We start from the raw sequence: 12,831 nt of genomic DNA on the forward strand, positions 1-12,831 counted from the left end.
AAATGATGAAAACCTTGAAAATAGCAACTCGCCAGAGCCCGCTCGCAATGTGGCAGGCTGAGCATATTCGTGATCGTTTAGAGCAATTACACGCGCATGTAAAAGTAGAATTGGTTACCTTTGTAACCCAAGGTGACAAAATTTTAGATACACCTTTGGCCAAAATTGGTGGTAAAGGTTTATTTGTCAAAGAATTAGAGGCTGCTTTAATGGATGGTCGTGCAGATCTAGCCGTTCATTCCATGAAAGATGTGCCGATGCAATTACCAGAAGGTTTGGAGCTTGCAGTCATTTGTGAGCGTGAAGACCCTTTTGATGCTTTTGTTTCTAACCATTACGCAAAGTTTGATGATTTACCACAAGGCGCAACACTTGGAACATCGAGCTTACGCCGTAAATGTCAGATTTTAAAACAGCGCCCTGATTTAAATGTGATTGATTTACGTGGTAATGTTGGAACACGCTTATCCAAGCTAGATGCAGGTCAATATGATGCCATCATCCTTGCCAGTGCAGGCTTAAAACGCTTAGAACTCTCAGATCGTATTCGTCATACGCTGCCAGCAGAAATTAGCTTACCTGCGGTAGGTCAAGGCGCATTGGGTTTAGAGTGCCGCTCAGCTGATCAAGAGATTTTGGATTTAATCATGCCGTTAATGCATGTTGAAACCAATGCCTGTGTTCGTGCTGAACGTGCTTTTAATGCTTATCTAGAAGGTGGCTGCCAAGTGCCTATCGCAGGCTTTGCTACCTTGAACGATCAAACACTGTCTTTGGAAGGACGTGTGGGGAGTGCGGACGGCCAAACGCTATTATGTAGCCAAGTCAGTGGTACGCCAGATCAAGCAGAGCAGTTAGGTGTGCAACTTGCACAAAAGCTACTTCAACAAGGTGCTGGAGAAATACTCAAAGCACTTTATCAAGCTTAGTTTTTAGGCTTCAATGCTATTTATTAATACGCGTCCCATCGAACGGGCTCAGCCATTAACCCAATGTCTGCGCCAGTCAGGTTTTGACGTGGTTGATCTGCCATTATTGGCATTAACACCACGTCCATATAACAACACATTACAACAACTTTATTTACAGCTGTTATTGACTCAAATTATTGTTGTGGTCAGTCCTACAGCTGTACAGATTGGTATGCAATATCTTCAGCAATCGGGTTTGTCGCTTGCACAGATCCAGCATATTCAGTGGATTGCTGTAGGTAAAAAAACTGCGCAACGACTCTTAGATTATGGGATAGAAAGCCATGTTCCTGCGGTGGAAACATCCGAAGGCATGCTAAGCTTAGCGCTGTTTAATCAGGTAAAAGAGCTCAAGAGAATTGCGTTTTGGCGTGGTGAAGGTGGGCGTCAATTTATGATGCAACAATGCCAAGCGCGTCATATTGATGTTTTAAACTTTGTTTTATATGACCGCGTATTTCCTCAACAAACTCAGGCACAATTTTTAGATTTTGTGACCAAAATTGAGCAATTTGAAAAGCCCTATTGGAGTTGTATCAGCAGTGAAGCCAGTTGGCACAATTGGCTGGCTTTGACCCGAGATCATCAAGAGATCGTGAGTGCTTGTCATTATTTAGTTTTGGGTGAGCGTTTGTATCAATTATTAAGACATGGTAAAAATGCAGCTCAGACCTGTTTGAATAGCACTCAAATTTCAAATTTAGCGCCAGAAACCATTCTACAAACCATAGTGCAGTTGCAAAGGAAGTTATGAAGAAGTTTATTTATGTCTTATTGTTGATCGCTTTAGGATGGCTCATTAAGTTGAGTTATAACTTCTATCATGTTTCACAACAGCTCAATGATATTCAACAAACACTGCATAAAAGTGAACAAAAGAATGCCAGTTTGAATGATCAATTGGTGGCAGTAAAACGACAAACAGATGAACCGACTCAAGAGGTGGCAAAGAAAACCGCTTCGATTCAAACGCCTATTGCTGGTATTCATCCTAGTGTAGTGGTTAAACAGCAACTAGAGTTGGTGCAATTTGCTATGCAACAACAACAGTTTGTGTATGCACTTGAGCATCTTACTCAGTTAAATCAATCTTTAGATCATTATGCGTTGGCAGATGCAGTAAAACAAAGCCTACATCAAACCATTGCGCAAGATATACAGAGTATTCAACACTTTGTGATTGAACGAAATGCCCAGCGAGATCAACTAGAGGCTTTACTTAAACAAGTTGATCAAGCACTCATCACTGAATTGAAAAATAATCAACTGAAACCAGATCAAGATCAGTCGCAATACTTTTGGGAAAAATGGTTTCAAGTCGATATTGTTGAAACAAACACGCCTGCATTGGCAAACCGTAAATTTATTTTAAAAGAAGTCCAATTAAGATTATTACTGGCGCAACAATTATTAGTCAAAGGGCAAACTGCTGAATACCAAGAGATGCTGAATCAAATGATTCAACAATTGGATATATTACCCGATGCTGCTAGTCAGAAGATTAAGCAAAAAATATTAAAAATGAAGCAAACATCGCAGCCGCCGATTCCTAAGCTGAATAGCTTGGCTGTTTTGGGGTAGATCGATGAAACATATTTTTCTGATCTATGCCTTTATTAGCCTGATTATTCTGGCTGTACTGAGTGTATTGAGTTATACCGCAGGGTCAGGTTATGTCTATGTGCTCTGGCACAATATTCAAGTTCAAACCAATTTATGGTTCTTAACATTTGCTGGCGTTGGCATCAGTTTTTTGATGCATGTGGCATGGTATTTCCTCAATCGTTATATTCGTAGAGAAAAAAGAAAATTAGAACAAGTACTGAGTTTTAGCACGTTGCACCCATTTGAACAGTTTGGTGTATTGTGGTTATTAGATGGTGAAGATGAACAAGAGCAGGTGATTCAAACGATTTTTGATCAATCTGGTTTATTAAAGCCGATTGTGCAATCCCGTTTATTACTCAAACAACTGCATTATTCAGAAGCATTAAACGCTTTAGAACACAGCTCTCCATCCGCTTTTGAATTGGCGGAAATTTTACGTATCGAAATTTATTTGGCCCAACAGGACAGTCAACAAGCGCTGACCCATTTAGAGTTTTTAAATGGACATGAACTTTCGCCGTGGCTGAATCAGCTTTCAGAAAGTTATAAATTGTCCGTGCAAAAATTATGGGGACAATTTGCCCTGCAATATCCATGGCAATATTTACACTCAACTCAATTTGGACAATTAGAAACTGCGACTAAACAGCAGTGGTTAATACAGCTTTTGGGTTGTTATGACCAAGCAAGTTTTGAAGATACTGAACTATTACAGCAAAAATTTTTAGAGATAGAACCACAACTCGATCAAATGCCTTATGAGACAAAAGTGCTTTGGCTAAAAATTATTACCCGCTTACCCGAACTTGCTCAGCAACAACAGCAGCTGGTGATTCAAATACTTAATGAAAAATTTGACCAAGATGTGTTCCACTTATGGTTCCAGCAACAGTTGCTTAGACAGAATCCAGATTATGAGTATTTAGAGCAACAGATTATAAATCTTGAATCTAAATATATGAACATTCCTGTTTTTTGCTTTGCTAAATGGCATATATATATTGCAACACAGCGGGAATATGAAGCAGATCAACTTCTGTCATTATATCCAAATGATATTCTAATGAATTATTTAAGAATCAAGTCCACTTTAAATGGAAATGATGAATTAATTCAACAATTGAATTCAATTTTTGAAAAAGATAGCAATTATATTCAATTTAAAATTTGAGAACCCAGCATGAATCCATTGACACAATTCCCGATCGTTTATGAGCAAAAGGTTGCATGGGGTGATATGGACGCTTTTGGTCATGTAAATAATGTGATGTATTATCGTTATATTGAGAGTGCACGTATTGAATATTTTGATCGTTTAAATGTGTTTGACCAAGATGTTTTAACTGTGGTTGCCTCAAGTCAATGCAAATATTTAAAACCTGTATTTTATCCTGATGTGCTACATATTGGTGCGCGGGTAGAAGAAATGAGAAATAGTGCTATACGCATGCATTATGTATTATTCAGCCAGCAACAACAGCAGATTGTGGCGGACGGAGAAGCAGTTATTGTTTTTGTCGATAAAGTAGCGATGAAAAAAGCATTAATTCCCCAACAGTTACGAAAAATTATAATTGATTTAGAAGCTACAGTGCATAATGATTTGAAAAATACATAAAAATGCCTCAATTATCATCATTATATTTAAAACATAAGACAGCATATTCTTTTGCATTCGCTTTATTTTGATGTTAAAAATAAGCGCTTTGAGGTAATTATAATAATCTTTTTGTTGTTTTATGTGTTTATTGGGGAATATATGTATTGCTTATTGGAATAAATGAAAATACTATTGCTATGAAGTTATTTTAAATAAGTATTAAGAAATTTACGTGGAGAGTTAATGATGCCTGATATTAGTAATTTATCGGTTGAAGAGTTAAGAAAGTTAACAGCTGAAGCAGAAGCTTTAATTGAAAGTAAAAAAGACCAAGCAGTTGAAGATGCCTATAATAAAATTATTGAAATTGCGCAATCTGCTGGTTTAACTTTAGAACAGTTTATTGAATACGGCGCGCAAAAGCGTAAAAAGACAACGCGTAAAGCTGTTGAGCCGCGTTACCGCAATAAAAAAGATACTTCTGAAACTTGGACTGGACGCGGTAAACAACCTCGTTGGTTGGTTGCAGAAATCGAAAAAGGTGCAAAATTAGAAGATTTCTTGATCTAATCTTCATCTAAGTGTCATTCAAAGACCTTAAAATCAAAGAACCAAGCAAATCTGCTTGGTTTTTTTATACGAGTGAATTGGCGTTATGCAAAAATTATGCATAATGTATAAACAAGAGGGCATCATCTTGCATGGAAGAATAAATGAATGATGGTAAAGATGAATGAATAAAAAATCAAAACAGATCACGTGGTGGATTACTGGAGTTGTCGCTTTTTTAATTTTTGTACTTTTGCAAGTCCCTGCAACATGGCTGATTTCTAAATTTTATAAGAACAATCAAACCTTACAAAATGTCAGTGGAAATATTTGGCAAGGGCAAGCAGATTGGCGCAAGGGTAATTTACGTGGTTCCGTTTCGTGGAGAACACGCCCGTGGGATCTGATTTTATTACGTGTGGGCGCAAATGTTGAAGTGCATAGTGGGCAAACTCAGCTCAATGGGGTTGTCGGCTATGGTATTGGTAAAAAAATAATTATTAATCAGATGCAAGGTCAGATTGCACCAGAAACTTTAAAGAATATTGCAAATTGGCAGTGGCCAGCGAATGCAATTCAAATTTCAGATATGACCCTACGTTTTAAAAAAGACACTGGATTTAGTGATGTAGATGGTCAATTGCACTGGGGTGGTGGCGAACTTCGTTATACTTTTGGACAGCGTCAAGATCAAATGAATATCCCGTCTTTAAATGCACAACTTAAAGATGAGGCGGGTAAACTGATTTTGGATATACAAGATCAACGTAGCCAGAAGATGGCCAATATCAGCATAGATCCAACCATGATGTTAGATGTGCAATTAACCCAACGCATGTTACTCAATGTGCCTTCCTATGATGGAAAGGCTGGTTTAGATACTTTTGTGATTAGTTCTAGACAACCACTCATTCAAGGTGGTTTCTAATGAATATAAAAGAACGCTTTGAAAATATTTCTTGGAAAAAAACAGAGCACCTTGCACCTGTTGTTTTATTTCTTTTAATTTTAGCATTGTGCTGGAAACTGGCTTCGATTTTTTGGTGGGTGGTTGCACCGCCACAAGTCATGCAACCAGAGCAAGTGAGTCTAGGTTCACAACAAATCCAAGTGCCCAATATTTCAAGCTTTTCATTGTTTGAGGAAGTGGGTTCTAGTGCGACTGCAGATGACAGTATTCCGATGGTCTTGCAAGGTGTAGTCGTGAGTTATCCTGCGCGTTTCTCTTCAGCGGTGATTAAAGTCAAAGAAACAGCAGATCGTTATGCGGTGGGTGATCCAATTGAGGGTACCAGTTATCAGTTATCCGAAGTATATTGGGATCATATTGTTTTAAGTCAAAATGGAAATAACAGTAAAGAGTTGCGTTTTACCGGGCTGGATAGTTTGTATCAGCCTATGCCAGGGCAATCTACAGATCAAAATACCAGCCCGCCAGCAAGTAATCCTGTGCCATCGCCACAACAAAATTCAAGCCAAAATGCTTTAGGGCAGGCGATTGAGAAGATGAATGAAAATCGGGACGAATACCTAAAGAACATGGGGGTTAACGCAAGTGGCGGTCAAGGCTATGAAGTGACAGATCAGACCCCCGCAGCGCTCCGAAATAAACTGGGACTAAGATCTGGAGATCGTATTCTTTCACTCAATGGACAATCAGTAGGTCAAGGACAGAGTGATGTTCAGCTGCTAGAACAAGCAAAGCGTGATGGCAAAGTAAAAATTGAAATTAAGCGTGGTGATCAGGTGATGACCATTCAGCAAAGTTTGTAAGTGGCTAGGACTACAAATAAAATTAGGATAGATAATAAGTTATGGCTTTTTTGAATCACAATCGACCACTTTGGGCTTTAGTTGCAGCGGCACCAATGATGGTTGCGGTCAGTACAGCAGCACATGCACAGACGTGGAAAATTAACTTACGCGATGCTGATCTCACGGCTTTTATCAACGAAGTTGCAGATATTACGGGCAAAAATTTTGCAGTCGATCCCCGTGTACGTGGCAATGTCACGGTTATTTCAAATAAACCTCTAAATAAAAATGAAGTTTATGACCTATTTTTAGGGGTGCTGAATGTCAATGGTGTGGTGGCTATTCCATCGGGGAATACCATTCGCTTAGTACCAGACAGTAATGTAAAAAACTCGGGTGTACCTTATGACCCACGCAATAATGCACGTGGTGATCAGGTTGTAACACGGGTGATCTGGTTGGAAAATACCAACCCCAATGATTTGATCCCAGCATTACGTCCTTTAATGCCACAATTTGCGCATTTGGCGGCAATACAAGGCACCAATGCGTTAATTGTGTCTGATCGTGCAGCGAATATTTATCAACTTGAAACCATTATTCGCAACTTAGATGGTACTGGGCAAAATGATATTGAAGCTGTTCCTTTACAACAGAGTCAAGCTGAAGAGATCATTAAGCAATTGGATGCCATGAGTTCGACAGGCGCATCGAAAGACTTTGCTGGGGCAAGGGTTCGTATTATTGCTGATGCACGGACCAACCGTATTTTGATTAAAGGGGATACAGGTACGCGTAAACGTATCCGCAATATGATTGAAATGTTGGATGTACCTTCTGCGGATCGTTTAGGTGGTCTTAAAGTCTTTAAATTAAAATATGCCAGTGCAAAGAATTTATCTGAAATTTTACAAGGCTTAGTCACAGGTCAGGCAGTCAATTCTAGTTCAAATAATTCTTCTAATAGTAGTTCTAACAACAGCAATAGCAACAGTTTTAATAATAACAATTCATCATCTAATACCGGCTCAAGCACTGGAAGCAGTATTTCAACACCAGCAATTAATTTAAACAGCAACTCAAATAACAATAATCAAAATAATATCACCAGTTTTAATGCTAATGGTGTGAGCATTATTGCAGATGGTGCTCAAAATGCGTTGGTGGTTAAAGCTGAGCCACAACTGATGCGCGAAATAGAAGCGGCGATCCAACAGCTTGATGTCCGTCGTCAACAAGTATTGATTGAAGCGACGATTATTGAGGTTGAGGGTAATGATACTGATCAACTCGGTGTGCAATGGGCAATGGGTGATCTAAGTAGTGGTGTGGGTTTAATTAACTTTGATAAAGTGGGTACAAGTTTAGCTAAATTGGCAGCAGGCTATCTATCAGGTGGTGCGGCTGGTTTAGGTGGTGCTGTCGGTCCAGGTGCCTCTCTTGTTTTAGGAGATTATAAAGAAGGTGCTGATGGTTCACGTAGACTATATGGTGCAGTGATTCAGGCTTTAAAAGCCAATACCAAGTCAAATTTATTATCTACGCCATCGATTGTCACAATGGATAATGAAGAAGCCTATATTGTCGTTGGTCAAAACGTTCCATTTGTTACAGGCTCAGTCAGTACTGGGACAGGTGGCACCGTCAATCCATATACCTCAATTGAACGTAAGGATGTGGGGGTGACCTTAAAGGTAATTCCGCATATTGGTGAGGGTGGTTCGATTCGCTTAGAGGTAGAGCAAGAAGTCTCTGCAGTTGCTGAAAATAAAGGACAGGCAACGGATTTGGTCACCAGTAAACGCTCGATCAAGACCTCTGTGCTTGCAGATCATGGGCAAACTGTGGTGTTAGGTGGATTGATTTCAGATGATACAGCTCATACGCGTCAGTCTGTACCCTTCTTGGGTGATATCCCGGGCTTAGGCCGTTTATTTAGAGCGGAAGGCAAATCGAATGCTAAACGTAACTTATTGGTGTTTATCCATCCAACGATAATTGGTGATAACGCTGATATACGCCGTGTATCTCAACAACGTTATGATCAGCTGTATAGTCTGCAATTGGCGATGGATAAAGATGGTAACTTTGCCAAACTCCCAGCCAATGTGGATGATGTTTTTCAGCAACGACTGCCGTTTAGCTCCACACCAAGTTCGCAGCCTAAGTTGGTACAACCACAACCGACAGCACAACCATCAAGTCAGTATCAAAAAGTGCCTACAGGTGCCAAGACAAGTGCAGTACAAGGCAATGTAGTGACTACACCCGTTGCAGAGGAACCAAATGATATCCGTAAGCAGTAGCATTGTGGGCTTCGCGTAACAAGTGCTTCTAATCGCATGCTTTATTTGATATTTAAAATAGCTTGTTAAAGTATTGTGGTGTGTCCTGTTGTGGCGTGGACAACATAAAGCTTAGTTTTGCGCTGATTTAGCACTGTAGAAATGTCATGCTAAGATAGACTTGAATTAGAATGGGAAGATAATCATGACTTGGAAATTACAAGCAATTACAGGTGAGTTAGAAGGGCAGGAAGTCACGATTGACCGTGATATGCTGGTTGGACGCCATCAAGATGCAGACCTGTTATTACAAGCTGCGGAAATTTCACGTCGCCATGCTGCATTCTTATTAAAAGAAGATGCGCTTTGGGTTCAAGATCTAAAGTCATCCAATGGTACCTTTGTGAATGATATCCGTATCGATCAAGATAAACTGTTGATGGATGGTGATATTGTTCAATTTGCCAGTGTTAAATTTAATGTACTTGCACCGGTAAAACCTGTTGTTTTGCAAACTGAACAGGCAGCGCCTGAGGTCGAAGTTCAACCTGTTGTAGTTCCAGTAGAAACGCCAGTTCAACAACCTGCTGAGGCTGTGGCGACTGCTGAAATTAAACCAGCTGCCCCAGTAGAACGTACAGTGGCAGATCAGATGAATGAACAGGGTATGCCTGAGCTTTCAGAACGAGATAGCAGTGTGCAAATCAACCGTGAAGGTATGCCGTCTGGTGTGGCAATCCCTAAACCTGCGCCAATTCCAGAAGGTGTGGATATTCATGCAGCTACACAGCCAAAAGTAGAGCAGGTCAAAGCACCTGAACTTGTTACAGAAGAACATGTCGAAACCCAGAAAAATGCAAAGTTAGGTTTGGCAACACTGGTGATTTTGATCATTTTGGCAATTATTGCATGGCTATTGTTTAAATAATTTGCGAATGCGCTACACTCAAGGCATGCAATCGCATGCCTTTGTTTTTTGTATTTTCGTTTTTAAAAATTAAAACTCGATTTAGGTGTAAATCATGAATGTGGCAAAGCTAGACCAACGCGAACTGATTTTATTTGATTTGGATGGGACCTTGGTTGATTCAGCATTTGATTTATATCGTGCCATGAACTTAAGTCTAGCGCGTTTGAACTTACCCCAAGTCACTGAACAACAGGTTCGGGTTTGGATTGGTAAAGGCACCTCATTATTTTGTGAAAGTACATTGAAGTATTTAAAAGGTGAAGTTGATCCTGTACTGCATCAACAGCTTTTGGATACATTCTTGGAAATTTACAATGCAGAGCCTTGTGTTGATACCAAGCCATTTTCTGGAATTTTAGAGTTTTTAGAATGGGGAATTGAAAACAATAAGAAATTGATTTGTGTGACCAATAAACCAGAACAGCCTGCACGAAAAATTCTAGAAGAATTGCAAATGGATCACTATTTTGTCGATGTAATAGGTGGTGATCGTTTTGAAGTGCGCAAACCTCATCCAAAACCATTGTTGTATTGTGTTGAAACTTATCAGTCATCAACGGACAAAACCTTGATGATTGGCGATTCAAGTAATGATGTCGAGGCTGCACGCCGTGCAGAGGTTGATTGTATTGTGGTCAGCTATGGTTATAATCACGGTGAAGATATTCAACTCTGTCAGCCACAACAAGTGGTGGATGATTTAACAGAGCTTTTGGCTTAACACCTGTATATTTAAATTGTTGCGGAAAAAGGGAAGAGGAATGAATAGCAAACGCACTTTTCGATGGCGTCACTAAGTGAAATGCAGAGACATCCATACTTAGTATTATCGAAAATAGAGAGAATTCCTGATGACAACCTTAGCGCAATTTGAACAACTAAAATCAGCGGGTTATAACCTTATCCCTGTATATCGCCAACGCTTAGCCGATACAGATACGCCATTGTCTGTATTTGCGCGTTTAAAACAGCATCAACAAGCTTATCTTTTTGAATCTGTCGAAGGTGGCGAAAACTGGGCAAGATATTCAATTATTGGACTGGGTGAATCAATCGTATTTTCCTGTAATGCAGGACAGCTCACGATCAAATCGGTAGATGGCTCGATAGATACCCAGCCATGTGCAGATCCCTTTCAATATATCCGTGATTTTCAAGCGCAGTTTAAAGTACCCACCCAGCAAGATTTACCCGCGCTGCCTAATTTTACTGGCGGCTTGGTGGGTTACTTTGGTTATGACGCAGTACGTTATATTGAGCCACGGTTAAAGAATGTGCCTGAGGCGGATCCCGTTGGACTGCCAGACTTATGGATGATGTTGTCTAAAACCGTCATTGTATTTGATAATTTAAAAGATACTTTGTTTTTAATCGTACATGCAGATGTTAATGATACAGAGGCTTATGCCAAGGCTCAGCAACAGCTGGATGAGATTGAGGCATTATTGGCTATGCCAATCAGCTTGGTTGCTAAAAAACATACCGCTCCGCATTTTGAGTCACTGACTGGGCATGACAAATTCCTTGAGTCAATTGAGAAAGTTAAAGAATACATCCGTGCTGGTGATGTGATGCAGGTTGTTCCTGGGCATCGTATGGTGTCGGATTTTGATGGTGAGCCTTTACAGGTTTATCGCGCATTACGACATCTCAATCCATCACCGTATTTATTTTTGGTGCAAGGGCAGACCCTTTTAGATCAAAAGCCGTTCCATATCGTAGGGTCTTCACCGGAAATTCTTTCTCGACTTGAAAATGGGATCGCGACTGTACGTCCGCTTGCAGGTACACGTCCGCGAGGAAAAACCAAAGAAGAAGATTTGGCGCTTGAAAAAGATTTGCTTTCTGATGAAAAAGAGATTGCGGAACATTTAATGCTGATTGATTTAGGCCGTAATGATGTGGGGCGTGTCTCGAAAATCGGTAAAGTGCAAGTGACTGATCAAATGGTGATCGAACGTTATTCACATGTCATGCATATTGTTTCCAATGTACAAGGTGAAGTGTTGGATGATGTCGATGCTTTGGATGTTTTTAAGGCAACTTTTCCAGCAGGCACGCTTTCAGGTGCCCCAAAGATTCGTGCAATGGAAATTATTGACGAAGTTGAGCCGGTAAAACGTGGAATTTTTGGTGGCGCAGTGGGTTATTTGGGCTGGCATGGCGAAATGGACATGTCGATTGCGATCAGAACCTGTGTTATTCGTGAAAATAAGGTCTATGTACAGGCTGGTGCTGGGTTGGTTGTCGACTCAAATCCTGAATCAGAGTGGAATGAAACCCAAATAAAAGCTCGCGCAGTGATCAAAGCGGTTGAATTATCGTCAAACGGATTGATTTTATGAGTTTTTGAGGTTTTTTTTGCAAAAAACACTTGCAAGGATTCTGAGTTTTGCTAAACTGCACACCGTTCCGATACGAAACGTACGAAACACTAAGAAACGCCGGCATAGCTCAGTTGGTAGAGCAACTGACTTGTAATCAGTAGGTCCACAGTTCGAATCCGTGTGCCGGCACCATCTTAAGGTTTTGTGTTATAATGTTGAAGAACGACACTGAAAGTAAGTGTAAAGGTGAGATTCCCGAGCGGTCAAAGGGAGCAGACTGTAACTCTGCCACGAAAGTTTCGAAGGTTCGAATCCTTCTCTCACCACCATTACTTCGATAAGTGGTAATTACCAACATTAAGCGGGAGTAGCTCAGTTGGTAGAGCGGTAGCCTTCCAAGCTACATGTCGCGAGTTCGACCCTCGTCTCCCGCTCCATCGAAGATGATGCTCTTATAGCTCAGTGGTAGAGCACTCCCTTGGTAAGGGAGAGGTCTCGAGTTCAAATCTCGATAAGAGCTCCAGATACAATTTGGTAGATTATTCTACACCAGTTTCTCAAAAGCAGGCTTATTAGTCTGCTTTTCAAGTATTAGGTGTCTAGTTTTTTAGACGATTGTCGATGCTGAGTTGTTTAACTCGTGTTCGACATAAACGAGGAAGAGCAAATGGCTAAGGCTAAGTTTGAACGTAATAAGCCACACGTAAACGTGGGTACAATTGGTCACGTCGACCATGGTAAAACAACTTTAACTGCTGCAATTGCA

At 40.3% G+C, this 12,831-nt stretch carries 13 protein-coding genes and 4 tRNA genes; all 17 read left to right on the forward strand.

The window, feature by feature from the left end:
- Window positions 1-5: 5 nt before the first annotated feature.
- Window positions 6-929, forward strand: coding sequence for a hydroxymethylbilane synthase (hemC, locus tag ASC84_RS18220; protein WP_056517319.1), 924 nt, complete (start codon window positions 6-8; stop codon window positions 927-929).
- 13 nt (window positions 930-942) lie between these two features.
- On the forward strand, window positions 943-1,725 hold the full coding sequence (locus tag ASC84_RS18225) for a uroporphyrinogen-III synthase (protein ID WP_056517322.1): 783 nt from the start codon (window positions 943-945) through the stop codon (window positions 1,723-1,725).
- Complete coding sequence (locus ASC84_RS18230) at window positions 1,722-2,552, forward strand: hypothetical protein (protein ID WP_034617644.1); 831 nt, start codon at window positions 1,722-1,724, stop codon at window positions 2,550-2,552. The genes ASC84_RS18225 and ASC84_RS18230 overlap by 4 nt, the downstream gene beginning before the upstream one ends.
- Window positions 2,553-2,556: 4 nt before the next feature.
- Window positions 2,557-3,750 (forward strand): hypothetical protein, encoded by a 1,194-nt coding sequence (locus ASC84_RS18235; RefSeq protein WP_056517324.1) that lies wholly within the window; start codon window positions 2,557-2,559, stop codon window positions 3,748-3,750.
- A gap of 9 nt (window positions 3,751-3,759) precedes the next feature.
- Window positions 3,760-4,197, forward strand: coding sequence for a thioesterase family protein (locus ASC84_RS18240; protein WP_034617650.1), 438 nt, complete (start codon window positions 3,760-3,762; stop codon window positions 4,195-4,197).
- A 225-nt stretch (window positions 4,198-4,422) separates the two neighbouring features.
- The gene (locus ASC84_RS18245) at window positions 4,423-4,749 is read left to right on the forward strand and encodes an H-NS family nucleoid-associated regulatory protein (RefSeq protein ID WP_004718506.1); all 327 of its coding nucleotides are present in this window, start codon (window positions 4,423-4,425) and stop codon (window positions 4,747-4,749) included.
- Between the two features lie 163 nt (window positions 4,750-4,912).
- Window positions 4,913-5,656 carry a type II secretion system protein N gene (gspN, locus tag ASC84_RS18250; RefSeq protein ID WP_056517325.1) on the forward strand — a complete coding sequence of 248 codons (744 nt, stop codon included), beginning with the start codon at window positions 4,913-4,915 and terminating at the stop codon, window positions 5,654-5,656.
- Complete coding sequence (locus ASC84_RS18255) at window positions 5,656-6,501, forward strand: type II secretion system protein N (protein ID WP_004818497.1); 846 nt, start codon at window positions 5,656-5,658, stop codon at window positions 6,499-6,501. Before gspN ends, ASC84_RS18255 begins: the two co-directional genes overlap by 1 nt.
- A 41-nt stretch (window positions 6,502-6,542) precedes the next feature.
- On the forward strand, window positions 6,543-8,789 hold the full coding sequence (gspD, locus tag ASC84_RS18260; RefSeq protein ID WP_056517326.1) for a type II secretion system secretin GspD: 2,247 nt from the start codon (window positions 6,543-6,545) through the stop codon (window positions 8,787-8,789).
- 184 nt (window positions 8,790-8,973) lie between these two features.
- Window positions 8,974-9,696 carry an FHA domain-containing protein gene (locus ASC84_RS18265; RefSeq protein WP_056517327.1) on the forward strand — a complete coding sequence of 241 codons (723 nt, stop codon included), beginning with the start codon at window positions 8,974-8,976 and terminating at the stop codon, window positions 9,694-9,696.
- Window positions 9,697-9,790: 94 nt separating this feature from the next.
- Complete coding sequence (locus ASC84_RS18270; RefSeq protein WP_004718496.1) at window positions 9,791-10,459, forward strand: HAD-IA family hydrolase; 669 nt, start codon at window positions 9,791-9,793, stop codon at window positions 10,457-10,459.
- Window positions 10,460-10,589: 130 nt separating this feature from the next.
- The gene (gene trpE, locus ASC84_RS18275; RefSeq protein WP_004718493.1) at window positions 10,590-12,083 is read left to right on the forward strand and encodes an anthranilate synthase component I; all 1,494 of its coding nucleotides are present in this window, start codon (window positions 10,590-10,592) and stop codon (window positions 12,081-12,083) included.
- A 98-nt stretch (window positions 12,084-12,181) separates the two neighbouring features.
- Window positions 12,182-12,257: transfer RNA gene (locus ASC84_RS18280), tRNA-Thr, on the forward strand.
- Between the two features lie 53 nt (window positions 12,258-12,310).
- Window positions 12,311-12,394: transfer RNA gene (locus tag ASC84_RS18285), tRNA-Tyr, on the forward strand.
- A 32-nt stretch (window positions 12,395-12,426) separates the two neighbouring features.
- A tRNA-Gly gene (locus tag ASC84_RS18290) sits at window positions 12,427-12,502 on the forward strand.
- Window positions 12,503-12,513: 11 nt separating this feature from the next.
- A tRNA-Thr gene (locus tag ASC84_RS18295) sits at window positions 12,514-12,588 on the forward strand.
- 144 nt (window positions 12,589-12,732) lie between these two features.
- Window positions 12,733-12,831, forward strand: a 99-nt coding sequence (locus ASC84_RS18300; RefSeq protein ID WP_009586195.1) for a GTP-binding protein, incomplete at its 3' end; no start/stop codon positions are given.

It is taken from the genome of Acinetobacter sp. Root1280, from assembly GCF_001425285.1.
GTDB classification, from domain to species: domain Bacteria; phylum Pseudomonadota; class Gammaproteobacteria; order Pseudomonadales; family Moraxellaceae; genus Acinetobacter; species Acinetobacter guillouiae.